Below are 23,802 nucleotides of genomic sequence, written 5' to 3'. Positions count from 1 at the left end.
TGAGGGGGTGCACGACGAGCCCATCGACCCGTTCAACGGCGACCCGGCCGATCCGACCGCCGGCCTGCAGGATCCGCGTGAGGACGACCCGCTGGACCCGCTGACCGAGGTCGAGCGCCAGGACGTCCTGGAGGATCTGGCCGACCTGGAGATCTACCAGGCCCTGCTGGCGCCGATCGGGGTGCGCGGGCTGGTCATCGAGTGCGAGGACTGCCGCGAACCGCACTACTTCGACTGGGACCTGCTCCGGAGCAACCTGCGCCACCTGCTCAGCTCCGGCCGGCCGCGGGTGCACGAGCCGGCCTACGACCCGGACCCGGACCACTACGTCACCTGGGACTACGCCCGCGGCTACGCCGACGGGGTGCACGACACGCTGACCGAGGGCACCGAGGAGGACGACCCCTCGGAGGCCTGACCCGCGCCGGCCCGGCCCGCGGCCGGCACGTCGCCGGCGGTGGGGCGGTTCAGGCGACCAGTCCGGCGCGGAAGCCGGCCGCCACGGCGTGCGCCCGGTCCCGGGCGCCGAGTTTGCGGAACAGCCGCCGGGCGTGGGTCTTGACGGTGTCCTCGGAGACGAACAGCTCTCGGCCGATCTCCGCGTTGCTCTTCCCCTCGGCCATGCCGAGCAGCACCTGGAGCTCCCGCTCGGTCAGCCCGGCGGGGGTCCGGCCGGTGCGCGAGCCGGCCCCGGCGCGCTGCTGGCCGCTCGGCGGCGCGGGTTCCGGCTCGGCTTCGTCGTCGCCGCGCTGCACCGGCACCACCGTCGGCACGCCGCCCGTACCCTCCCCCGGGACCGTCGCCCAGCCGGTCGCCGGTCGCCCCGGCGGGGCGGACCGGGCCGGCCCGCCGACGGACGCGGCGTCCCGGGCCGGGTCGGTGGCCCGGCGCCGGGCCGGCCGTCCGGGCGCGGCGAGCAGCAGCAACGCCTTCGCCACCGCGCTGGTCAGGTCGTGGTCGGCGCCCTGGATCAGCCCCCGCGCCCCGGCGCTGATGGTGGCCGCGGCCGCCTCCGACTCTTCGGTGCCGAGCAGCAGCACCGCGGCCTGGGGCGCCCGGGCGAGCACCCGGCGCACGAAGCCGGCGCTGTCCGGCCGGGTGAGCGCGGTGTCGGCGAGCACGACGTCCACCGGACGCTCGGCGAGCCGCAGCATCACTTCGGGATCGGAGACGGCGGTCCGGACGATCGCGGACAGTCCGAGTCGGGCCGCCGCGGAGGTCAGCTGCTGGGCCGCGGTCGGTGTCCGAACGCACACGAGAACGGTACGCACAGTGGTCTCCTCTCCGCCTCAGAGCAGACCACGGCCGGGTCGCGCCGCGAGGAGGTTCCGGGCAATCATCCGAACTTTTCCGACAGATGGGGCATATGGCGCGAGTTGTCCGAGGTTTTCGATCACAGATGTGTGAGCGCGGGAAAGCCCGGGTACCGAGACGCCAGGCCGGAAACGGTGCGCCTGCGCGGACCGCCGCCCGGTACCTGGCCATGAAGGATTCTCCGCGGTGCCGCGCGGGAGGAGGGGTGCTGATGTCGAACGTACGTAGACTGCCCGGACCCATCGTCGATCTCTGGGACTGGCAGCGGCTCGGTGCCTGCCGGGGCCGGGACAGCGCCCAGTTCTTCCACCCGGACGGCGAGCGCGGCTCGTCGCGGCTACGCCGTGAGTCCGGCGCCAAGGCCGTCTGCCGGGCCTGCCCGGTGCGCGCCGAGTGCGCCGCGCACGCTCTCGCGGTCCGCGAGCCGTACGGCGTGTGGGGCGGGTTCAGCGAGTCCGAGCGGCTCCGGCTGCTCGCCCTCGGCTGGGAGGACCTGGCCGACCGGCGGCAGAGCCGGGTCGACGTCGCCCGGCTGGAGGCCCGCCTCGGCCGGCCGCACAAGTCGACCGTGCCGGACCAGCGCAAGATCGCCTGACCCGATCCGTCTCGACGACACCGACATCCGACGCCGCGCCCCGCACCGGGGCGCGGCGTCGAGGTTCTCCCGGGTCCGCGGGAAGTCTCGTGGGTGCCTGCCGAGAAGACCGGTCGGGGCCACCCGCCGTACGGCCGGCTTCCCACGCGGTGGCCATGGGTACGCGTGGTGTGATGGACGGGTGGAACTGCGGGAAATGCGGGCGTTCGTCACGGTCGTCGAGGAAGGGAGCCTCTCCGGGGCCGCGCGGCGGTTGCACGTGAGTCAGCCCGCGCTGTCCCAGACCATGAACGCGCTGGAGCGACAGCTCGGTGTGCAGTTGCTGGTCCGCCGCCGTACCGGCGTGCAGGCCACCGAGGCGGGCATGACTTTGCTCGCCGAGGCCCGTGCGGTGCTCTCACGGCACGACCAGGCAGTGGCCGCCGTCGCCCGACACACCGGCGCGGGCGACAGCATGCTCAGGCTCGGGATCCCGCTGGAGCTCCCCACCGACCTGCTGTCCCGGCCGCTCGCCGACCTCGCCGCGGCCTACCCGGGTACCCGGGTCCAGGCCCGCCACATGTCCACCGCGGCCCAGTTCGCCGCGCTGCGCGCCGGCGAAATCGACGTCGGGCTGGTGCGGGAACACCCGCTGGGCCCGGACCTGGACGCCGTGCTGGTCGTCGAGGAAGCGCTGGGTGTGCTGCTGGCCGCCGAACAGGCCGCCGCCATCGCCGGCTCCGACGGGATCCGGTTGGACGCGCTCGCTGGGCTGGACTGGGTCGGTTTCCCGCGCTCCGGGAGCCCCGCCTGGTACGACGAACTCACCGCGATCCTGCGCAGCCACGGCCTGGATCTCGGACCCGACGCGCCGGAAGGGCAGGAGCTGATCCCCGAGGTCAAGCTCGCGGCCGTCAGCGCCGGTGGGGCCTTCGCGTTGGCGCCGCCCAGCTGGTCGCAACCAATCCCGGATTCGGTCACCTGGTCGCCGCTGGTCGGCCATCCCCTCGTCCGGCGCACCTGGGCGGTGTGGCCGGCCAGTTCCCACCGGCGCGACCTTGGTCGCCTCATCGCCGCTCTGGAGGTCCGGGGGCTGGAGCAGGTCCGGCCGGCAGCCGACGCCGGTCGCTTATGGCGGCCATAAGTTGCTCGATCAGCGCGGCGGGAAAGCTCCAGCCGCTGCGCGACTTGCACCCACTGGTCGGGGCACGCCCGACCGAAGCCGCTCATTGGCGGAACAGAATGTGGGTGGAGAAATGATGACAGCACTACAGGGCAGGTCAGCGCTGGTGACCGGCGGTAACAGCGGCATCGGCCGGGCGACCGCCGTCGCGCTCGCCAACCTCGGTGCGCACGTGGTGATCTCCGGTCGCGACGAGGTCCGGGGAAACCAGGTGGTCCGGGACATCCGCGCGGGCGGTGGCCGGGCGGACTTCGTGGCCACCGAGCTGCGTGACGAGGCGTCCGCCCGGGAGCTCGCCGCTCGGGCCAGGGAGCTGGTCGGTCAGGTGGACATCCTGGTCAACAACGCCGGGATCTACCCGTTCGGCCCCACTGACCGGACGAGCGAGCAGACCTTCGACTCGGTGTTCGCGCTGAACGTGAAGGCGCCGTACTTTCTGGTCGCCGAACTGGCGCCGGAGATGGCGAAGCGCGGCCAGGGCGCGATCATCAACGTGAGCACGATGGTCGCCGAGTTCGGCCTGGCAGGGATGGCCCTGTACGGGGCGAGCAAGGCCGCGCTGGTGTTGCTCACCAAGTCCTGGGCGGCCGAGTACGGGCCGCACGGGGTCCGGGTGAACGCCGTCAGCCCCGGCCCCACCCGGACGGAGGGCACCGCCGGGATGGGCGAGGGCCTCGACGAGTTGGCGGCCGCGATCCCGGCCGGGCGTCCCGGGACGGCCGAGGAGATCGCCGAGGCGATCACCTTCCTGGCCACCGACCGGTCAAGCTTCGTGCACGGCGCGATCCTGCCGGTCGACGGTGGGCGCATCGCCGTCTGAGTCCGCTGCACACCGCCGCGCGGCCCGCTCCACGGTGCGCCACCGTGGAGCGGGCCGCGGCCCGGCCGGACGGGCCTGACCCGTGTGGGCGTCCGGCAGTCGCGCGCCACCCTGCAGTACAACAGTCAGCGATGCCGACCCGACGCGGAACGCTGCTCGACGACCGCCAGCACCACCCAGGCGATCGCGCTGAGCCACACCGCCACCAGCGGCGGCAGTCCCGCCAACGCGACCACCAGCGCGACGAGTGCCAACCCCGACTGGGTCAGCGCAACCGGGCGGCTGACCGACAGGCTGATCCCGCGGTAGATGATGACGCAACCGGCCATCATCGCGAGCTGGCTGCCCCCCCCCAGCAGCCGCCCGGCCACGTCGTGCCCGGGCCCCTGATGCGCCGCCTCCTTCGCCGCCAACTCGACGGCGACACCCGCGGTCACGATCGCCGCGTAGACCAGCAGGTGGCCGTAGGCGTAGAAGTAGCTCCGGACCACCGCCTCCCGCCCGGCGCGGAGCACCCGGTTGCCCGCCTCGCTGTCGTACGTGGCGAGGAAATACACCCACCAGACTCCGCTGGCAATGACGAACCCGCCGACCCCGATCGCCACCGCCGCCGGTCTCCAGCCCGTGGCGCCGATTCCGTTCGCGACCGCCAGGACCGCGTCCCCGAGCACGACGATGGCGAACAGACCGAACCGCTCGGGCATGTGGGACTTCTGCGTTGGCGCCCGGCGCACCACGGCGTAGGCCAGTGGTCCGGCGATCGCGGCGTTGACGACGAGCGCGATGCCCCAGACCCAGTACCGGGCCGGTACGGACACCAGGAGCGAGCCGAACCAGAGCACGGCGCCCAGCAGGAAGCCGGCGGCGTTCCACCAGCAGAATTCCCGTGCCTCGACGTCGATCCGTCCGACGATCCCGTACATCGCGGTGAGCAACGCCAGCAGCAGCCCGTACACCACCGCGAAGCGGTCCGCGTCGCCGTCCGACCCGTGGGGAAGGGAGGCTGACAGTGCCAGCACTCCCAGCATCGCGGTCAGCTGCACGATCCGGCTCGGTGGGCGATCGTCGTCGAAGAGATCGGCGAAATAGGAGAAGCTGAACCACAACCACCAGACCGTGCTCAGCAAACCGGCGAACACCAGCACGCCGCGCGCCGACGGATCGTCCAGCAGCAGCTGGCCGAGCCGGAACACCGCGACGACGAACACCAGGTCGAAGAAGAGCTCCAGCCAGCTGGCCCGCCGCGCCGCACCGTAGCCATGGATCAGTGAGCGCCTGCGGCCCCGCCGTGCCACCACGGCATCAGGTTAGCGGCGGCCGGCCCCCCAAATGCGATTGATCGGCATGACCGCCGCCGGCGGTCACCAGGCCCTCCGCCGTTCCGATCAGCGGACGGTGACCTTGACGGTGTGCCAGCCGGTGGCGCCGTCCGGCTCGACCGGCCGCCGCTGCGCCGTCTGGGTGACGCCGTCGGCGTCCGTGGCCCGCACCTGGAGGGTGTGCTCGCCCGGGGTGGCGTCCCAGCGCCAGGACCACTGCACCCAGGTGTCCACCGAGACCGTCGGGGCGAGCGTCGCCTCCCGCCACGGGCCGCCGTCGACGCGTACCTCGACCTTGCGGATGCCCCGGTGCTGGGCCCAGGCCACCCCGGCCACCATGACGGGACCGGTGGTGAGCCGGTTGCGCGGCCGGGGCGTGTCGATCCGCGACTCCGTCTTGATCGGCCCCTGCGCCGACCACCCGCGCGGCACCCAGTACGCGTCGAAGTCGGCGAAGCTGGTCAGCTCCAGCTCGGTCACCCACTTGCAGGCCGAGACGTACCCGTAGAGGCCCGGCACCACCATCCGGACCGGGAAGCCGTGCTCGACCGGCAGCGGCTCCCCGTTCATGCCGACCGCGAGCAGCGCGTCCCGCCCGTCCCGCAGCACGGCCGTCGGGGTGCCGCAGGTCCAGCCGTCGACGGAGCGGCCGACCACCTGGTCGGCGCCCTCCTCCGTCTCGGCCTCGTCGAGCAGCTCCTTGATCGGTACGCCCAGCCAGCGCGCGTTGCCGATCAGCTCCCCGCCCACGTCGTTGGAGACGCAGGCCAGGGTGACGTAGCGCTCCACCATCGGCCGGGCGAGCAGGTCGGCGAAGCTCAGCTCGATCGGGTTGCGGACCCGGCCGTGGATGCGCAGCCGCCAGGTCGCCGGGTCGACCTGCGGCACGACGAGGGCGGTGTCGATCCGGTAGAAGCCGGAGTTCGGGGTCACGTACGGGGCGAGCTGGGCCAGCGAGAGGTCGGCGCCGGCCGGCACCGCCGGGGCGGCGGCCGACGGGGTCGGCAACGCGACGCCCTGCCGGGCCGCCGACACGCCCCGCCTTCCGGCCAGCCAGTGCCCGCCGATCCCGGCCACGGCGGCCACCCCCATCATCGCGCCGACGCCGGTCAGGAAGCGTCGCCGCCCCTCCGGATCGACCTCTGCCCCGGCGACGGGTCGCACCTGCGGGTGTCCATCCGGCACGCGCGGCCCGGCGGCCGGCGTCACCGGCCCGGCCTCGGTGGACGCCGGCTCAGCCTTTGGCGGCGACCACGACCAGAGCTCCGGTTGCAGCGGTCCGGCCAGGAGCAGCCAGAGGGCCAGCGCGCCGAGCGCAGCGCCGACCAGCGAGGGAAGCGCGTCGAAGCCGTTCGCGCCGGGCCGGGTCAGCGCGGCGGCCACCCCGAGGGCGGCGAAGGCGGCGATGCCGGCCAGGCCGATCCAGAGCCGGCGGGCGGCCAGCACACCGAGCAGCGCGGCGAACGCCGCGAGCAGCAGGGCCGTCCCGACCAGCAGGGCGATCTTGTCGTGCGTGCCGAAGAGCGAGATGGCGAACTGTTTCAGGGTCTCGGGCACCACGTCGACGATCAACCCGCCGACCGCGATCAGCGGTGCGGAACGGGCGCCGGTGAGGACGGCCACCGGCTCGGCGGCGCCGATCGCCACGGCGGCGGCGGTGATCCCGGCCAGCGCGGCGTACCCGCGGGACGTGGTGGTCATCGGACCAGTCTTGTCGATCACCGGGCCGGACCGGTAGCGACGTCAGCGATCCGTAACCAGATGCGGGTCAGGGCACACCGTCGGCGTGACGGTGTGCCCTGACGTCGTTCGTACTGCGTCGGGTCAGAAGCCCGGGCCGTGCTGGTGGCCGTGACCGTGGCCGTGCCCACCGGCGGCGGCCGGCTCGGCCTTCTCCGGCTTCTCCACCACCAGGCTCTCGGTGGTGAGCAGCAGGCCGGCGATCGAGGCGGCGTTGGTGACCGCGTTGCGGGTCACCTTCACCGGGTCGATGATGCCGGACTTGACCAGGTCGACGTACTGGCCGGCGGCGGCGTCGAGGCCGTTGCCCCACTCCTTGCCGGCGACCTTCTGCACCACCACGTAGCCGTCGTGACCGGCGTTCTGGGCGATCCAGCGCAGCGGCTCGACCAGCGCCTTACGCACGATCGAGACGCCGGTCTTCTCGTCCCCGGTGAAGCCGAGGTCGTCGTCGAGCACCGGCAGGATCTGGGCCAGGGCGGCGCCGCCACCCGGGACCGTACCCTCCTCGACCGCGGCCTTGGTCGCGGCGATGGCGTCCTCGATGCGGTGCTTGCGCTCCTTCATCTCGACCTCGGTCGCCGCGCCCACCTTGATGACCGCGATACCGCCGGAGAGCTTCGCCAGCCGCTCGGCCAGCTTCTCCCGGTCCCACTCGGAGTCCGAAGCCTCGATCTCCTTGCGGATCTGCGCGACCCGGTCGGCAACCTCGGAGGACTGCCCGCCACCGTCGACGACGGTGGTGTTCTCCTTGTCGACCACGACGCGCCGGGCGGTGCCGAGCACCTCCAGGCCGACCTGGTCGAGCTTGTAGCCCAGCTCCGGGGCGACCAGCTCGGCGCCGGTCAGGATCGCCATGTCCTGGAGCATCGCCTTGCGGCGGTCGCCGAAGCCGGGGGCCTTCACCGCGCAGACCTTGAGGGTCTTGCGGATCGCGTTGACCACCAGCGTGGACAGGGCCTGGCCCTCGACGTCCTCGGCGATGATCAGCAGCGGCCGGTTGTTCTGGAGGACCTTCTCCAGCAGCGGCAGCAGCTCCTCGATCGCCGAGATCTTCTGCGTGGTGATCAGGATGTACGGGTCCTCCAGGACCGACTCCTGCCCCTCCACGTCGGTGACGAAGTTCGGGGAGATGAAGCCCTTGTCGAACTGGAGCCCCTCGGTCACCTCCAGCTCGGTGATGAGCGCGGAGCCCTCCTCAACGGTGATGACACCGTCGCGGCCGACCCGCTCCATCGCCTCGGCGATCAGCTCGCCGATGGTGGCGTCCTGCGCGGAGATCGTCGCGACGTGCGCGATGGACTCCTTGTCGGCCACCTCGACGGCCCGGCCGAGCAGCGCCTCGGAGACCTTGGCGGCCGCCGCGTCGATGCCCCGCTTGAGGCCGGCCGGGTTGGCGCCGGCGGTCACGTTGCGCAGGCCCTCGCGGACCATCGCCTGGGCCAGCACGGTCGCGGTGGTGGTCCCGTCGCCGGCGACGTCGTTGGTCTTGGTCGCCACCTCCTTGACCAGCTGCGCGCCGAGGTTCTCGTACGGGTTGGTGAGCTCGATCTCCTTGGCGATGGTCACGCCATCGTTGGTGATCGTCGGCGCACCGAATTTCTTGTCCAGGACGACGTTGCGCCCGCGCGGGCCGAGGGTGACCTTGACCGTGTCCGCGAGGGCGTTGACACCGTGCTCGAGCAGGTGCCGGGCGTCGTCCGAGAAGCTCAGGATCTTCGCCATGAATGTCCCTTCGAAGCGACGTTGCCCCGGCCCGGCGAGCCGGACCGGGGCAACGACACTGATCGGTTGCTTACTTCTCGATGACCGCGAGGACGTCGCGGGCGGAGAGCACCAGGTACTCCTCGCCGGCGTACTTGACCTCGGTGCCGCCGTACTTCGAGTAGATGACGGTGTCGCCGACCTTCACGTCAACCGGGATCCGGTTGCCCTTGTCGTCGATGCGGCCCGGGCCGACAGCGAGGACGGTGCCCTCCTGCGGCTTCTCCTTGGCGGTGTCGGGGATCACGATGCCCGACGCCGTGGTGGTCTCAGCCTCGTTCGCCTGGACCAGGATCCGGTCCTCGAGCGGCTTGATCGCAACCTTGGTCGCGGTAGTCACGGGCATACCCTCCTGGGGTACTTGGTTTCGTTGCCGAACGGCTGGCCGAACGGCGTCAATCTGCCACATGCCACCGGGCGGGGCCGTCGTCGCGGGTGCCGGTCCGCCTGGCGTTCAGCGCCCGGGCCGAGGCCCGGAAGCTGGCACCCTCGATGGGAGAGTGCTAATCGCAGGTTATTCCTCGGCTAGCACTCCGTCAAGGAGAGTGCCAATCCGCCGCCCGGCGCGTCGCCCCGACGAGCATGATCGACTCCGCCTGCGGCACCTCGCGGCCTCCGGGCGGCCGGACACCCCGGCCTGCCGCACCCCACCCGGATGCACCCGGGAGAATGGCCGGGTGGATCTCGACCAGCTGGCCGCGCTGCGTACCGCCGAGGGGTCGGCCGCGCTCGCCGCGGCCACCGAGGTGGCCGGCGGCGACCCGCTGGCCGCGGCCGCCGCGCTCCGCTCGGCCGGGGTGCCGGCCGGGTTGGCCGCCGCCGCGCTCACCCAGGCCGAGCTGCGCCGCCGCGCCGCCGCCAAGTTCGGGCCGGCCGCCGCGGGGATGTTCCTCACCCGGGCCGGGCTGGAGCAGGCCACCCGCCGGGTGGTCGCCGACCGACGGGCCGGGCGGCTGCGCGCCGCCGGGGTGCACACCCTGGCCGACCTGGGCTGCGGCCTCGGCGCGGACGCGCTCGCCGCCGCCCGCGCCGGGATCCGGGTGTACGGCGTGGAGGCCGACCCGCTGACCGCCGCGATGGCCGCCGCCAACGCCGAGGCGGCGGGGCTGGCCGGGTCGTTCACGGTGGAGTGCGGCGACGCGACCGCCTTCGACGTCGACCGGGTGGACGGGGTCTTCTGCGACCCGGCCCGGCGCAAGGCCGGCACCGGACGGCGGATCTTCGACCCGAACTCCTACTCGCCACCGTGGGACTTCGTCACCGCGCTCGCCGAGCGGGTGCCGCACACCGTGGTCAAGGTGGCCCCGGGGCTCGACCACGCGCTGATCCCGGCCGGCGCCGAGGCGGAATGGGTCAGCGTGGACGGCGACCTGGTGGAGGCCGCGCTCTGGTGCGGCCGGCTCGCCGAGGTCCCCCGCCGGGCCACCGTGCTGCGCGGCGACACCCCGCACGTGCTGACCGGCTCCGGGGCGATGGAGGCCCCGGTCGGGCCGGCCCGCCGGTTCCTGTACGACCCGGACCCGGCGGTGGTCCGCGCGCACCTGGTCGCCGAGCTGGCCGAAGAGCTGGACGCGACCCTGGCCGACCCGAGCATCGCCTACCTGTACGCCGACACCCCGGCCCGCACCCCGTACGCGCGCTGCCTGGAGCTGACCGACGTGCTGCCGTTCTCGCTCAAGCGGCTGCGGGCCCTGCTCCGGGACCGCCGGGTCGGCCGGGTCGAGATCCTCAAGCGCGGCTCGGCGCTGGAGCCGGAGAAGCTGCGCCGGGATCTGCGGCTCTCCGGCGACGCGGCGGCGAGTCTGGTGCTGACCCGGGTGGCCGGCGCGCCCACCGTGCTCGTCGGGCAGCCGGTGGCCGCCTGAATTTCGGCTCGCCCGCCGGTCCGGGTCCGGGTTAGCTTGTCGGCATGGCGGGACAGGGCACTCCGGCGACCGCGCTGCTCGCGAAGCGGAAGGTCAGCCACAGCACCCACCCGTACGACGTCTCCCCCGACGCGTCGAACTACGGCGCCCTGGTGGCGGCGGCGCTCGGGGTGCCCCCGGAACGGGTGTTCAAGTCCCTGGTCACCGAGGTGGACGGCGGGCTCACCGTGGCGGTGGTGCCGGTCACCGGGGAGCTGGACCTCAAGGCCCTGGCCGCCGCGGTCGGCGGCAAGCGGGCGGCGATGGCGGACCGCGCGGTGGCGGAGCGGGCCACCGGATACGTCCGCGGCGGCATCAGTCCGCTCGGCCAGCGCAAGCGCCTCCCGACCGTGGTCGACGCCTCGGCGCTGGACCACCCGACCGTGTACGTCTCCGCGGGGCGCCGCGGGCTCCAGCTCCAATTGAGCCCCACCGACCTGATCGCCCTGACCGCCGCGGTGACCGCCCCGCTCGCCGTCCGCTGACCGCGGGAGCGACCGCCTCCCGGGAGGTTTTCTCGGGCGTCGAGCTTGCCGACGCCGGCGCAGGCGTAAGCCGCGGCGGTGGCACAGATGGTCCCGAACTGATCCTCAGCCGTCGATGTCCCTACCGGCGCCATTCGCGTCTCACGCCAATTCCACGATCACCGCGGCACCCACCGAGATCGGCGGGCGCACCGGATGTCGATCGCGTTGCCGAATTGTTACTGGCGACAACAAACCGCTGACCTTTACGGTCTTGTGCGCCCCGAGCAGCGAACAATAGGTTGCCCGGAACAACAAATAGCTGGCAGGCGCACCGCGGCTCACCGGCGCACCCCCACCACCCACGTTCCCCTCGAGTTCCGTCCCCCTTGAAAGGAACCGTGCAGAATGCGCAGAGGGATCCTCACCGTCGCCGCGGTCGGCCTGCTGACCGCAGGCAGCCTCACCGCCTGCGGCAACGACTCCAGCGGCGCCGCGGGCCGCCCCAAGCCGAAGATCGGCGTCATCCTGCCCGACAGCGCCTCGTCGAACCGCTGGGAGACCGCGGACCGCAGATACCTGGAGGCCGCGTTCAAGGCGGCCGGGGTGGACTACGACATCCAGAACGCCCAGAACGACAAGGCGCGGTTCGTGACCATCGCGGAACAGATGATCACGAATGGGGTGACCGCGCTGATGATCACCAATCTCGACTCGGGAACCGGGAAGGCGGTCCTGGACAAGGCGACCCAGAAGGGCGTCGCCACCATCGACTACGACCGGCCCACCCTGGGCGGCTCTGCGCAGTACTACGTCAGCTTCGACAACGTGGCCGTCGGCCGGCTCCAGGGCGAGGGCCTGGTCAAGTGCCTCACCGACAAGGGCATCAAGACTCCGGTGATCGCCGAGCTGAACGGCTCGCCGACCGACAACAACGCGGTCCAGTTCAAGGAGGGCTACGACTCGGTCCTCCAACCGAGGTACGACTCGAAGCAGTACCGCAAGGGCCCCGACCAGTCCGTGCCCGAGTGGAACAACACCACCGGCGGCACGATCTTCGAGCAGATGCTGACCCAGACGAACGGCCGGATCGACGCCGTCGTCGCCGCCAACGACGGGCTCGCCAACGCCGTCATCTCCGTGCTGGCGAAGAACAAGCTCAACGGCAAGGTCCCCGTCACCGGTCAGGACGCCGATGCCCAGGCCCTGCAGCACATCCTCTCCGGCGACCAGTGCATGACCGTGTACAAGCCGGTCAGGACGGAGGCCGAGGCGGCGGCCGACCTGGCGATCGCGCTGGCCCGGGGCGAACGGAAGAAGACCGAGCAGAGCTTCCGCGACCCCAAGGGAAACCGGAACGTGCCCGCCGTGCTGCTGGGCGCCCAGGCCATCACCAAGGAGACCGTGCAGGACGTCATCGCGGACGGCTACGTCGACAAGGCCGACGTGTGCACCGCGAAGTACGCCGCACTGTGCGCCCAGGCCGGCATCGACTGAGCCGAGCGGACCGGGCGGACGGCCACCGCAACCGCCGCCCCGGGCCGTACGGCAGGATCCCCTATCGCACGGCCCGGCCGGCGGGCACCCGCCATTCGGACACCCACCCGAAGGAGACACCCGTGTCCGGGACACCCCTGTTGGAACTGCGCGGCGTCGACAAGAGCTTCGGCCCCGTGCAGGTGCTCCACGATGTCGACTTCTCGGTGCATCCCGGGCAGGTGACCGCGCTCGTCGGCGACAACGGAGCCGGCAAGTCGACGCTGGTCAAATGCATCAGCGGCATCTACGGCACCGACGCCGGCGAGTTCTTCTTCGAGGGACGGCCGGTGACCGTCAACGGCCCCCGGGACGCCGCCGGTCTCGGCATCGACGTGGTCTACCAGGACCTCGCGCTCTGCGACAACCTCGACATCGTGCAGAACATGTTCCTCGGCCGGGAACGGCGCTCCGGCCTCGTCCTCGACGAGCCGGCCATGGAGGAACTGGCGGCGAAGACGCTCGCCGGGCTCTCCATCCGGACGATCAGTTCGCTGCGCCAGCACGTCTCCAGCCTCTCCGGGGGGCAACGCCAGACGGTGGCGATCGCCAAGGCGGTGCTCTGGAACAGCCGGCTGGTCATCCTCGACGAGCCGATGGCGGCCCTCGGCCTGGCCCAGACCGCCCAGGTCCTCGAACTGGTCCGGCGACTCGCCGACAACGGGCTGGCCGTCGTCCTCATCTCGCACAACATGAACGACGTCTTCGCCGTGTCCGACCGGATCGCGACGCTCTACCTCGGGCAGATGGTCGCTCAGGTCCGGACCACCGACGTCACGCACGCCCAGGTGGTCGAGCTGATCACGTCGGGGCGCAGCGGCTCGCTCGGGAAGGCCGGCACGAACGACAGCGGTTACCGGAGCACCGGGACAAGGGGAGCCGAGAAATGATCACGCAAGCTGACGTGGCCCACCGCGAGCCGGGAACGCTCGTCCCCCGGACCACCCTCGGCGGCCACGTACGCGGCTACCTCGCCCACCTGCGGGGCGGCGAGATGGGCGCCCTGCCGGCGATCCTCGGTCTGGTCGTGCTCTGCGCGTTCTTCTCGGTCCTGCGGCCCAACTTCCTCACCGCCGGCAACTTCGCGAACCTGTTCACCCAGGGAGCGGCCGTCGTGCTGATCGCGATGGGGCTGGTGTTCGTCCTGCTGGTCGGAGAGATCGACCTGTCCGCCGGCTTCGCCAGCGGGGTCTGCGCGGCTGTGCTGGCCAACCTGCTGACCCTCCAGGGCTACCCCTGGTACGTGGCCACCCTCGCCGCCCTCGCCACCGGCGCGGCGATCGGGCTGGTGCTCGGCTTCCTGGTGGCCAAGGTCGGCATACCGTCCTTCGTGGTCACGCTCGCCGCGTTCCTCGCCTTCCAGGGCATCATGCTGATGCTGATCAAGGGCGGCACCAACGTCTCCGTCCAGGCCGCGCCCATCGTCGCCATCGAGAACAGGAACCTGCCGCCGCTGGTGGGCTGGCTGCTGGCCGCCGTCGCCGTCGGCGGGTACGCCACCACCCAGTTGCTCCGCTACCGCAACCGCCGGGCCCGCGACCTGACGACCGACCCGATGTCGATGGTGCTGATCCGGATCGGCAGCCTCGCTCTCGTCGTCGGCGTCGGGGTGTACGTGCTCAACATGGAACGCAGCCTGAACAGCCTGATCAGCTCCAACCGCGGCATGCCGGTCGTCGTGCCGCTGGTCGGGGTGCTGCTCGTCGCGCTCACCTTCCTGTTGTCCCGCACCGCGTACGGGCGGCACATCTACGCGGTGGGTGGGAACCGGGAGGCCGCCCACCGGGCCGGCATCAGCGTCGACCGGATCCGGATCTCGGTCTTCGTGGTCTGCTCCTCGATGGCGGCGGTCGGCGGCATCGTGGCGGCCAGCCGGTTCAGCTCGGTGGACGCCCGGACCGGCGGCAGCGACGTGCTGCTCTACGCGGTCGGCGCGGCGGTGATCGGCGGCACCAGCCTCTTCGGCGGCAAGGGCCGGGTGATCGACGCGGTGCTCGGCGGGGCGGTGGTCGCGGTCATCGACAACGGGATGGGCCTGATGGACGCCAGCTCCGGGGTGAAGTACCTGTTCACCGGGCTGGTGCTGCTGCTGGCCGCCGGGGTCGACGCGCTGTCCCGGCGCCGGGCCCTCGCGACCGGGAACCGCTGAACCCGGCCATGCGCGCGGGTCCGAGCCAGGAGGAGATTCGCCGGCAGAATCTCGGCGCGTTGCTGCGCCACGTCCACGTCCACGGAGCGATGTCCCGGGCCGAACTCACCTCCGCCCTCGGGCTCAATCGCAGCACCATCGGCGCGCTGACCGCCGATCTGGCCAACGCCGGCCTGGTCAGCGAGGCGACCCCGAAGCAGCGAGGACGCGCCGGGCGTCCGTCGCTGGTCGTCCGGCCCGAGTCCGCCCGGGTCCACGCGTGGGCGTTCAGCATCGAGGTGGACCGGTTGCAGGCCGCCCGGGTCGGGCTCGGCGGCGTCGTACTCGACCGGCGTGAGCTGGGCCGACCCCGTGGTCTGGTCGCGGCGGAGACGGCGCCGCTGCTGGCCGGGGCGCTCAAGGAGATGCAACCGGCGGTGCCACCGGGGACGATCTGCGTGGGGGCCGGCATCGCGGTCTGCGGCATGGTGCGCCGCGCCGACGGCCTCGTGCGGCTCAGCCCGCACACCGGCTGGGTCAACGAGCCGATCGGCGCGACCCTGGCCGCCGAACTCGGCGCGGAGACGCCCGTCGTGGTCGCCAACGTGGCCGACGTCTGCGCCTTCGCCGAACACGCCCGCGGCGCCGCCGCGGGGCGCGACAACGTCATCTACCTCTACGGGGACGTCGGCGTGGGCGCCGGCATCATCGCCGGCGGCCGCCGGTTGACCGGGCACGGCGGCTACGGCGGCGAGGTCGGCCACATGGTGGTCAACCGGAACGGCTCCCCCTGCGAGTGCGGGTCGCGCGGTTGCTGGGAGACCGAGGTCGGCGAGTACGCGCTGCTGTACGCCGCCGGTCGCCCGACGGCCACCGGCCGGGAGGCGGTGATCGCGGTCATCGACGCCGCCGACCGGGGGGACGCGCGGGCCCAGGCCGCGGTGCGGCAGGTCGGCGACTGGCTGGGCTTCGGCGTGGGGAACCTGGTCAACATCTTCAACCCGGAGATGGTGATCTTCGGGGGGACGATGCGGGACCTCTACCTCGCCGCGGCGGCGCAGGTGCGCAGCCGGCTCAACTCGGTGGGACTGTCCGCGTGCCTGGAGCACGTCCGGCTGCGTACCCCACAGCTGGGGCAGGACGCCGCCCTGGTCGGCGCGGCCGAGCTGGCCTTCGAGCGGCTGCTCGCCGATCCGTTGGAGGCCTGACGGTACCGACCGCGGACCGACCGTGCGCCGGAACCCGGTGAACTGATCGGGCCGGTGATCCGTACCAGTGTCCGGACGGACGGCCGGCGGGGTGCGGCCGTCCGCGAGACCCGCGTTCGGCCCGGACCGAGGAGGCACCGCAACAATGGCACCGCTGGAATCCGCACGCCGCCGGCCAGCGCACCGGACCTACCGGGTGGCGCTGCTGCTCATCACGCTCGTCGCGGGGCTCGGCGTCCTCCCCGGCGTGGCCGTGGCCGCGCCGGGCGCGCAGCTGAACGCCGCCGACATGACCCTGCTCAACGGCGTACGGCTGGCCGGGCTCTGGGAGATGCCGGCCGGACAGATGGCCGCCGAGAAGGGCCAGTCGCCGCGGGTACGCCAGATCGGGGCGGAGATCTCCCGGCAGCACGGCGTCCTCGACCAGCTCGTGGTGGACGCCGCCAACAAGCTGGGCGCCGTCCTGCCGACCGACCCGACCACCGAGCAGAAGGGGTGGCTGGCCGAGATGCAGAACGCGACCGGCGCCCGCTTCGACCAGATCTTCGTCACCCGGCTCCGGGTCGCCCACGGCAAGATCTTTCCGGTGATCGGGGCGGTCCGGGCCAGCACCCGGGACGCCACCGTCCGCAAGCTCGCCGACGAGGCCAACAAGTTCGTCTCCGACCACATGCAGATGCTGGAGAGCACCGGGCTGGTCCGCTGGCAGCAGCTGCCGCCGGCCGCACTGCCCCCGGCGCAGAGCGACTCACTGGTCGCCGCGGCCGCCGCGAACGTCGGCAGCGGCGGTGGGCGGGAGGTCAGCACCACCGTCGTCTGGGTGGTCTTCCTGCTCGCCCTCGGCACCGGTGGCATCGCCACGTTCCGCATCCTGCGCCGCAACTGACGCCCGCCGGTCAGCCCCCGCGCCTGGGCGCGGGGGCTTCCGCGTCCGTCAGCCGTGCCACGAACGCCACAGCGCGGCGTACGAGCCGCCCGCCGCGACCAGCTCGTCGTGCGAGCCCAGCTCGGTGATCCGGCCGTCCTCGACCACCGCCACCCGGTCCGCGTCGTGCGCCGAGAAGAGCCGGTGCGCGATCGCGATCACCGTCCGCCCCTGCAGCACTGCGGCCAGGGAGCGTTCCAGCTCCCGGGCGGCGTGCGGGTCGATCAGCGAGGTCGCCTCGTCCAGCACCAGGGTGTGCGGGTCGGCGAGGACCAGCCGGGCCAGCGCCAACTGCTGCGCCTGCGCCGGGGAGAGCGGATGCCCGCCCGAGCCGACCTGGGTGGCCAGCCCCGCCGGCAGGGCCTCCGCCCAGCCCAGCGCGTCCACGGCCGCCAGCGCGGCCCGGACCTCGGCGTCGCCCGCCGCCGGCCGGACCATCGCCACGTTCTCCGCCAGGGTGCCGATGAAGACGTGGTGCTCCTGGCTGACCAGGGCGACATGGCTGCGCAGCTCGGCCAGGGGCAGCCCGGCCAGGGGCCGGCCGTCGACCGTCACCGCGCCGGAGCGGGGCGCGTGCACCCCGGCCAGCAGCCGGCCCAGGGTGGACTTTCCCGCCCCCGACGGCCCGACCATGGCCAGCTTCTCCCCCGGCCGCGGCACCAGGGTCACCCCGTGCAGCACGTCGTGGCCCTCCCGGTAGGCGTACCGGACGTCGTGGGCGGCGAGCCGCCCCGCCCCGCCCGCCGTGCGGGGCGCGGCGGGCGTCGCCGGGGCCGACGGGTCGTCGGCGGCCACCCCGAGCAGGCGGGCCATCGAGGCGCCACCCACCTGGAGCTCGTCCAGCCAGGACAGCAGCCGGTCGATCGGGTCGACGAGCTGCTGCACGTACAGGGTGGCCGCGGTGACCTGGCCCAGGCTGACCCAGCCCTTCAGGTGGAACCAGCCGCCGACCACCAGGGTGGCGACCACCGGCACCACGTACCCGATCTCGGCCACCGGGAAGAAGACCGTCCGCAGGTTGAGGGTGTAGCGCTCGGCGGCGTACGACCGGCGGATGTCGGTGTCGCTGCGGGCCCGGCGGCGGGCCTGCTGGCGCAGCGCCTCGGTGGTCCGCGCCCCCTCGACGGTCTCGCTGATCCCGTCGGTGATGTCCGAGTAGGCGGCGTTCTCCCGCAGGTAACCCGCCGGCGCCCGGCGCAGGTACCAGCGGGTGCCGGCCCAGAGCACCGGGACCGCGAGCAGGCAGGGCAGCGCCAGCAGCGGGCCGGTCAGCAGCAGCGCGCCGAGGATCAGCGCGACCGTCACCACCGCGATCAGCGTCTCCGGCACCGCGAACCGGACCGTCCGGGACAGCGCGGAGACGTCCCGCGAGGTCCGGGTCAGCAGATCACCGGTGCCGGCCCGCTCCACCGTCGACAGCGGCAGGGCGAGCACCCGGTCGACGAAGTGCTCCCGCAGCTCGGCCAGGACCCGCTCGCCGAGCCGGGCCGAGGCGAGGTGCGCGAACCGCACCAGCACCGACTGGACCACCACGAAACCCGCGATGGCCAGCGCGACCCGGTCGACGGCGACCGCCGACACCCCGCGCGAGATCCCCTCCACCAGGTCGCCGAGCAGCCGGGGCGCCACCAGGCCGGCCGCCGCGGCGAACGCGTGCAGCCCCAGCGCCACGGCCAGTCCGCGCGGATGCCGACGGACCAGCGTGCGCGCGTACCGGCGCACCTGGTCGGCGTCGGCGACGGGCAGCGCGTTGCTCATCGCTCCTCCTCCCGGCTGACCGTGGCCGCGTACCGCGGCTCGGCGGTGAGCAGCTCGTCGTGCCGGCCCTCGGCCACCACCTTGCCGTCCTCCACGAAGACCACGTGCTCGGCCCGGCCCAGCACCAGCGGACTGGTGGTGCAGACCAGGGTGGTCCGGCCCTGCCGGGCCGCACCCAGCCGGTCGGCGATCCGCGCCTCGGTGTGCGCGTCCACCGCGCTGGTCGGCTCCACCAGCACCAGCGTCTCCGGGTCGGCGACCAGCGCCCGGGCCAGCCGCAGCCGCTGCCGCTGCCCGCCGGAGAACTCCCGGCCCCGCTCGGCCACCCGGCCGTCCAGCCCGTCGGGCAGGGCCTCGACGATGTCCGTCGCGCTCGCCGCGACCAGCGCCGCCTCGACGGCGGCCCGGTCGGCCGCGTCGTGCGGGTCCAGCTCCGACCGCAGCGGGCCGGTGAAGAGATGCGCGTCGTTGTCGGCCACCAGGATCCGCTCACGCACCGTCGCCACCGCCAGGTCCCGCAGCGGCACGCCGTGCAGCGTGACGTCTCCGTCGACGTACCGGCCGAGGCGGTCGGCGATCGCCGCCGCGTCCTCTGGGGCGCTGGCGGCCAGCGCGGTGAACCGGCCCGGGCGCAGCACCAGCCCGGACCGCTCGTCGACCAGCTCGCCGGGGCCGGCGGGCAGCGTCGCCGGGCGGGCCGGGTCGACCAGCTCCGGGGCGAGCCTGAGCAGCCGGACCACCCGCCGGGCGGCGACGTGCCCCCGGGTCAGCTTGTCGGCCGCCTCGGTCAGGTTGCGCAGCGGGCTGACCAGGAAGGCGGTGTAGCCGTAGAAGGCGACGAGCTGGCCGGCGCTGATCTCGCCATGCAGCGCGAACCGCGCCCCGAGCCAGGTCACCAGCACCACGAACGCGCCGGGAAGCAGCACCTGCGCCGCCTCCAGCAGCGACTCGACCCGGGCCACCCGCAGGCCGTCGGCGCGCAGTGCCTGGGACTGGGCCCGGTAGCGCGCGGAGAGCACCGGCTCGCCGCCCACGCCGCGCAGCACCCGCAGCCCGGAGACGATGTCGCCGGCCCGTGCGGTCAGCCGTCCCGCCGAGTCCCGGTACGCCTGCTGCTGCCGGTGCAGCGGCCGGATCAGCAGCCCGACCAGGCCCATCAGCACCGGCACGCCGAGCACCACCACCAGCCCGAGCGGCACCGAGGCGTCCAGCAGGATCACCGCCACGGTGGCGATGGCGACGACCGCGCCGGTGCCCCGCGCGGTGATGTCGATGGCGCTGCCGATGTGCTCGATGTCGGCCGTACCGATGCTGACCACCTCGCCGGCGGCGGCCCGGCGGGGCAGCGCGGCGCCCAGCCGGTTCGTGGCGTCGACGGTGACCTGCACGGTCCGGTACGCGGCGGCCAGCCAGTTGTGCACCGCGCAGCGGTGCCGCAGGATCCCGGCGACCGCTTGGAGCACGCCCAGACCGAGCAGCACGGCGCCCCAGGTCAGCAGGGCGTCCGGGTCGCGGTGGGCGAGACCGGCGTCGACCGCCCGGCCCACGGCGGCCGGCATCAGCGCCTGGGCGACCATCCAGACGACGCCGAGCGCGATGCCGGTGCCGAAGAGGAACGGATGCCGACCGGCCAGCCACACCAGGTAGCGGGTGGCGGACCGGTCGTCGGGGAGGCCGGGATCGCCGGCCGGTGAGAAGCGCATGACGACCCCGACGCTAGGTGGCCGCGACGTCCCCCCGCATCCGAATTCCCGCCGGTCAGCGCCGATTGCGACGCAGGTCGCACCGACGACGAGAGCAGCGGGACAACCCGGCTCGCCGCCGGTCGCTAGTGCGGTGTGCATAAGCGTTGGCCGGGTTGGGAAAAGTGTCGTACGGGTCGTGTTGGCTTCGGTGCATGCCTCGCCGTCGGGATCCTGACGCGCCGCGGGTCGCCCATCGCACCGCGCGTGTCGCTCTCCGAGTGACAGCCGGCCAGCGGCGGCGGTGCTTCGGTCTGCTGCGCTCGGCCGGTGACGTGTGGGCGTGTGTGTTGGAAGTCAACGCGTGGCGGCGCCGCCGCCACGACGCGCCGCTGGTCGGTTATCAGCAGTTGTGCCGGGAGTTAACGGCATCAGGGCCGGGCACGTTCGCGGAGCTCGACACCACGGGTGCCCGGTCGGTGTTGCGCCGGTTTTCCGATGCGTGGTTCAGTGCGGCAAAACGTCGCGCAGCGGGTGACGTGTCGGCGCGGTTCCCGCGTCGTCGGCGGGGGTTGGTGCCCGTGCGCTGGTACCACGGCACGTTCACCATCGGCAGTCGCAGTGCACGCATCCCCACAACTAGAGGGACCGCGCCGTTATGGGTTCGTTTGGCTCGGGATCTGCCGTATCCGATGGAGCAGGTCCGCTCGATCACGCTGCTGTGTGAGGGTGGCCGGTTGTTCCTCGACGTGACCGCCGAGGTTCCGGTTGCGGTCTACCAGCCCGGTGAACAACCGGACCCCGGCCGGGTGGGCGGGGTGGACCTGGGGGTCATCCACCCGTACGCGGTGGCCGGCCCCGACGGGGAGGGGCTGCTGGTGTCGGGGCGGGCGATCCGCGCCGAGCACCGGATGCACCTGGCCGACACGAAGGCCCGCAAGCGTGCAGTCTCGCGGCGGGCCCCGAAGGCGGGTGAGCGGGGGTCTCGGCGGTGGCGGCAGTACCGGCGTCGGGCCCGCCTGGTGGAGGGCCGGCACCGGCGGCGGGTCCGTCAGGCCCAACACGAGGCCGCCCGCACAGTCGTTTCGTGGGCGGTGCGGCAGCGGGTCGGGGTGCTGCACGTCGGTGACCCCCGCGGGGTGCTCCACATTCCTGCCGGGCGGCGGCACAACCTGCGGCTACGGCAGTGGCAGATCGGCCGGCTCCTCCAAGTCCTCACCGACAAGGCCGCGCTCGCCGGCATCACCGTCCGGCTGGTCGATGAGCGGGGCACGTCCTCCACCTGTCCCGCCTGCCACCAGCGAGTACCGAAACCTCGTGGGCGAACCCTGTCCTGCCCGCACTGCGCATTCTCCGGCCACCGCGACCTCGTTGCGGCCGCCAGCATCGCCACCCGCACCCCGGGCGGCGGACCCACCGCCCCGACAGCCGTCGTGCTGCCGGAGGTGGTCACGCACCGTCGAGCCGGCCGGCACCTCCCCGGTGCCGGCAGGTCCCGACGTGACCCCCGCCGCCCACCCGGGCCGGTGCGAGGATCAGTTGGCCCGCGGAGGCCCGCCCCACCACCCAGCGGGGAGTCGCTCGCCCTCAAGGCGAGGATCCACAACGATCACGGGGCACCCTGTGAACGTTAGTGGACACCGCACTAGGCTTCCGGCGGGACGCGGCGGGTCCGGGTCCCTCCACAGTCGATCGGGGAACGAGGTGGCCGCGTGACGGACCAGTACGACCGACCGGACGGCCCGCTGGGCCGGTTGACCGCCGCCCGGGGGTCCGGTGCCGCGGCGGGTGGCCTGGTGCACGTCGAGCTGGACGGCACCGGGGACCTGATCGCCCTCGACCTCGACCCGCGGGTGATGCGGCTGCCGTCGGAGGACCTGGCGACGGCCATCCGCGAGGCGTTCGGCACCGCCCGCGCCGCGCTGCAGGCCGCCCTGCAGGAGCAGCTCGCCGCGCAGCCGGTGACGCTGCCGCAGGGCCTCGGCCCGCTCCTCAACGACCTCGGCTTCGGCGCCCAGCGCCGGCTGGACGACCTGACCGCGACAGCGCAGCAGATCGCGGACCGGCTGGACCGGCTGGGCGGGACGGTGCCGCGATGATGAAGCCGATGCACACCGAGCCGGAGGTGCTGGCCGGGGCGGCCCAGCAGATCGCCGGGGTGGCGGTGGAGCTGGAGACCGGCCTCGGCGCCCTGGAGGCCACGGTGACCACGCAGAACCCGTGGGGCGCCGACGAGCCGGGGACGGTCTTCGGGGCGGCGTACACCGCGGTGCTGTCGCACGCGCTGGAGACGTACGGCTCGCACGTGCAGTTGCTGATCACCGCCGCCGAGGGGCTGGCCGACTGGGCGCAGCAGGTGGTCGAGGCCGACCAGCAGTCCGACGCGCTCTTCGCCTCGCTGCACGGCCGGCTGGGAGCCTGACCCGTGGGTCTCGAACTCCCGGCCGAGCTGACCGAGCCGCTGAGCTGGATCGGTATGGAGTGGCCGCAGGCCGACGAGGAACTGCTCTTCGCCGCCGGGCAGCACTGGCTGTCGTTCGGCATGACGTTGCAGGCCGCCGCGGAGCGCGCCAACGGGGCCGCCGAGGCGGTCGGCCGGTACAACACCGGGGACACCGTCGACGCGTTCGAGGCGTGGTGGCAGCGGGAGGACGGCCCGCAGCCGCGGCTGCTTGAGGACGCGATCGCCGCGCAGCTCATCGGCGCGGTGCTGATGATCTTCGCGGCGATGACGCTGGCCATGAAGATCGCCTTCATCGTCCAGCTGATCATCCTGCTGGTGCAGGTGACCATTGCGCTCGCCGCCGCGATCGCCACCGTCGGCGCCTCCACCACCACCGTGCCCGGCTTCATCGCCGCCACCCGCATGATCTGCCAACGCCTGATCAAGATGATCGTGCAGCAGGTCCGGACGGTGCTCAAGCAGATCCTGGAGCAGGCCAAGCGGCTGCTCAAGCTGGCCCGCAAGGTGGGCGCCAAGCGGGCCGCCCGCAAGGTCGAGCGGCAGATCGCGCACGACCTCAAGCGGGTCAACCCGAAGTTCAGCCCGCCCCACCCGGACTACTCGGCGAACTGCACCCACTGCGTGCAGACGTACGAGCTGCGCCGGCGGGGCATCGACGTCGAGGCGACCGCGCTGCCGAAGGCGTACCACCCGTGGGGCGGGCGTCCGCTCGCCGACATCGAGAACACCTGGGGGCGCCGGTTCACCTCAGGCGGCCAGGCCGACATCGAGAAGGCGTTCGACAACTTCGGCCCGGGCTCGCGCGGCGTGGTCGCCATCCAGTGGAAGAACGGCGGCGGCCACGTCTTCAACGTGGAGAACGTCGGCGGCAAGGTCCGCTTCATCGACGGCCAGAACGCCGGCCGGGACGTTGCCGACTACTTCGCCCAGGGGCACAGCACCTCGTTCGTCCGGCTGGACGACATCCCCATGCCCGGCGGCCTCACCCAGTTCGTCCGACCCCCCGGATAGGATCACGC

23 protein-coding genes are annotated in these 23,802 nt (G+C 73.0%); 15 read left to right on the top strand and 8 right to left on the bottom strand.

The annotated features are described in order from the left end of the window. Positions 1 to 7: 7 nt before the first annotated feature. Positions 8 to 418 (top strand): DUF5319 domain-containing protein, encoded by a 411-nt coding sequence (locus OG799_RS33100; protein WP_406040877.1) that lies wholly within the window; start codon positions 8 to 10, stop codon positions 416 to 418. Between the two features lie 49 nt (positions 419 to 467). Here OG799_RS33100 and OG799_RS33095 read toward each other — a convergent pair whose 3' ends face one another. Next, positions 468 to 1,271, bottom strand: a complete 804-nt coding sequence (locus OG799_RS33095) for a response regulator transcription factor (RefSeq protein ID WP_406040875.1) — start codon at positions 1,269 to 1,271, stop codon at positions 468 to 470. A 254-nt stretch (positions 1,272 to 1,525) separates the two neighbouring features. On the opposite strand from OG799_RS33095, the gene OG799_RS33090 reads away from it, so the two are divergent. The 3 genes from OG799_RS33090 to OG799_RS33080 all read left to right on the top strand — a co-directional run bounded on the left by OG799_RS33090 (position 1,526) and on the right by OG799_RS33080 (position 3,891). Next, on the top strand, positions 1,526 to 1,909 hold the full coding sequence (locus OG799_RS33090) for a WhiB family transcriptional regulator (protein ID WP_089015921.1): 384 nt from the start codon (positions 1,526 to 1,528) through the stop codon (positions 1,907 to 1,909). Between the two features lie 181 nt (positions 1,910 to 2,090). Next, positions 2,091 to 3,032, top strand: coding sequence for a LysR substrate-binding domain-containing protein (locus tag OG799_RS33085; RefSeq protein ID WP_406040872.1), 942 nt, complete (start codon positions 2,091 to 2,093; stop codon positions 3,030 to 3,032). Between the two features lie 112 nt (positions 3,033 to 3,144). Further along, the gene (locus OG799_RS33080; protein WP_406040870.1) at positions 3,145 to 3,891 is read left to right on the top strand and encodes an SDR family NAD(P)-dependent oxidoreductase; all 747 of its coding nucleotides are present in this window, start codon (positions 3,145 to 3,147) and stop codon (positions 3,889 to 3,891) included. A gap of 125 nt (positions 3,892 to 4,016) precedes the next feature. Here the strand turns inward: OG799_RS33080 and OG799_RS33075 are convergent, their stop codons facing one another. The 4 genes from OG799_RS33075 to groES form a co-directional block, all read right to left on the bottom strand. Continuing rightward, entirely contained in the window at positions 4,017 to 5,189 is a 1,173-nt protein-coding gene (locus OG799_RS33075) for a low temperature requirement protein A (RefSeq protein ID WP_406040868.1), read from the bottom strand. A gap of 87 nt (positions 5,190 to 5,276) precedes the next feature. Then, on the bottom strand, positions 5,277 to 6,911 hold the full coding sequence (locus tag OG799_RS33070; RefSeq protein ID WP_406040866.1) for a molybdopterin-dependent oxidoreductase: 1,635 nt from the start codon (positions 6,909 to 6,911) through the stop codon (positions 5,277 to 5,279). Between the two features lie 123 nt (positions 6,912 to 7,034). Continuing rightward, positions 7,035 to 8,675, bottom strand: coding sequence for a chaperonin GroEL (gene groL, locus OG799_RS33065; RefSeq protein ID WP_406040864.1), 1,641 nt, complete (start codon positions 8,673 to 8,675; stop codon positions 7,035 to 7,037). Between the two features lie 70 nt (positions 8,676 to 8,745). Then, positions 8,746 to 9,060 (bottom strand): co-chaperone GroES, encoded by a 315-nt coding sequence (gene groES, locus OG799_RS33060; RefSeq protein ID WP_109802944.1) that lies wholly within the window; start codon positions 9,058 to 9,060, stop codon positions 8,746 to 8,748. A 331-nt stretch (positions 9,061 to 9,391) separates the two neighbouring features. Between groES and OG799_RS33055 the strand changes: the two genes are divergently transcribed. Together OG799_RS33055 and ybaK are read left to right on the top strand one after the other, a co-directional pair. Then, complete coding sequence (locus tag OG799_RS33055) at positions 9,392 to 10,579, top strand: THUMP-like domain-containing protein (protein ID WP_406040861.1); 1,188 nt, start codon at positions 9,392 to 9,394, stop codon at positions 10,577 to 10,579. 44 nt (positions 10,580 to 10,623) lie between these two features. After that, on the top strand, positions 10,624 to 11,103 hold the full coding sequence (gene ybaK / locus OG799_RS33050) for a Cys-tRNA(Pro) deacylase (RefSeq protein ID WP_406040859.1): 480 nt from the start codon (positions 10,624 to 10,626) through the stop codon (positions 11,101 to 11,103). Positions 11,104 to 11,244: 141 nt separating this feature from the next. On the opposite strand, the gene OG799_RS33045 is transcribed toward ybaK, so the two are convergent. Further along, entirely contained in the window at positions 11,245 to 11,427 is a 183-nt protein-coding gene (locus OG799_RS33045) for a hypothetical protein (protein ID WP_406040857.1), read from the bottom strand. A gap of 63 nt (positions 11,428 to 11,490) precedes the next feature. Here OG799_RS33045 and OG799_RS33040 point away from each other — a divergent pair, with 63 nt between their 5' ends. From OG799_RS33040 to OG799_RS33020, 5 genes are all read left to right on the top strand, one after another. Next, positions 11,491 to 12,579, top strand: coding sequence for a sugar ABC transporter substrate-binding protein (locus tag OG799_RS33040; protein WP_406040855.1), 1,089 nt, complete (start codon positions 11,491 to 11,493; stop codon positions 12,577 to 12,579). 122 nt (positions 12,580 to 12,701) lie between these two features. Then, positions 12,702 to 13,508: an ATP-binding cassette domain-containing protein gene (locus OG799_RS33035; RefSeq protein WP_406040853.1), complete on the top strand. Its 807-nt coding sequence runs from the start codon at positions 12,702 to 12,704 to the stop codon at positions 13,506 to 13,508. Continuing rightward, positions 13,505 to 14,767 carry a sugar ABC transporter permease gene (locus tag OG799_RS33030; RefSeq protein WP_406040851.1) on the top strand — a complete coding sequence of 421 codons (1,263 nt, stop codon included), beginning with the start codon at positions 13,505 to 13,507 and terminating at the stop codon, positions 14,765 to 14,767. The genes OG799_RS33035 and OG799_RS33030 overlap by 4 nt, the downstream gene beginning before the upstream one ends. 8 nt (positions 14,768 to 14,775) lie before the next feature. Continuing rightward, positions 14,776 to 15,954, top strand: coding sequence for an ROK family protein (locus tag OG799_RS33025; protein ID WP_406040849.1), 1,179 nt, complete (start codon positions 14,776 to 14,778; stop codon positions 15,952 to 15,954). Between the two features lie 145 nt (positions 15,955 to 16,099). Further along, positions 16,100 to 16,840, top strand: a complete 741-nt coding sequence (locus tag OG799_RS33020) for a DUF4142 domain-containing protein (protein ID WP_406040847.1) — start codon at positions 16,100 to 16,102, stop codon at positions 16,838 to 16,840. A 48-nt stretch (positions 16,841 to 16,888) separates the two neighbouring features. On the opposite strand, the gene OG799_RS33015 is transcribed toward OG799_RS33020, so the two are convergent. Both OG799_RS33015 and OG799_RS33010 read right to left on the bottom strand, forming a co-directional pair. Beyond that, positions 16,889 to 18,637: an ABC transporter ATP-binding protein gene (locus tag OG799_RS33015; RefSeq protein WP_406040845.1), complete on the bottom strand. Its 1,749-nt coding sequence runs from the start codon at positions 18,635 to 18,637 to the stop codon at positions 16,889 to 16,891. Then, on the bottom strand, positions 18,634 to 20,340 hold the full coding sequence (locus OG799_RS33010) for an ABC transporter transmembrane domain-containing protein (protein ID WP_406040843.1): 1,707 nt from the start codon (positions 20,338 to 20,340) through the stop codon (positions 18,634 to 18,636). The genes OG799_RS33015 and OG799_RS33010 overlap by 4 nt, the downstream gene beginning before the upstream one ends. Before the next feature lie 194 nt (positions 20,341 to 20,534). On the opposite strand from OG799_RS33010, the gene OG799_RS33005 reads away from it, so the two are divergent. The 4 genes from OG799_RS33005 to OG799_RS32990 all read left to right on the top strand — a co-directional run bounded on the left by OG799_RS33005 (position 20,535) and on the right by OG799_RS32990 (position 23,794). Further along, entirely contained in the window at positions 20,535 to 21,953 is a 1,419-nt protein-coding gene (locus OG799_RS33005) for an RNA-guided endonuclease InsQ/TnpB family protein (RefSeq protein ID WP_406040841.1), read from the top strand. Positions 21,954 to 22,031: 78 nt separating this feature from the next. Then, positions 22,032 to 22,418 (top strand): YbaB/EbfC family nucleoid-associated protein, encoded by a 387-nt coding sequence (locus OG799_RS33000; protein ID WP_406040839.1) that lies wholly within the window; start codon positions 22,032 to 22,034, stop codon positions 22,416 to 22,418. Next, positions 22,415 to 22,741 carry a hypothetical protein gene (locus tag OG799_RS32995; protein WP_406040837.1) on the top strand — a complete coding sequence of 109 codons (327 nt, stop codon included), beginning with the start codon at positions 22,415 to 22,417 and terminating at the stop codon, positions 22,739 to 22,741. The genes OG799_RS33000 and OG799_RS32995 overlap by 4 nt, the downstream gene beginning before the upstream one ends. Before the next feature lie 3 nt (positions 22,742 to 22,744). Next, entirely contained in the window at positions 22,745 to 23,794 is a 1,050-nt protein-coding gene (locus OG799_RS32990; protein ID WP_406040835.1) for a toxin glutamine deamidase domain-containing protein, read from the top strand. Positions 23,795 to 23,802: the final 8 nt, after the last annotated feature.

This window comes from Micromonospora sp. NBC_00898, from assembly GCF_045207895.1.
In the GTDB taxonomy this organism is placed as follows: Bacteria; Actinomycetota; Actinomycetes; order Mycobacteriales; family Micromonosporaceae; genus Micromonospora.
This window is presented reverse-complemented; position numbering and strand designations above follow the sequence as displayed.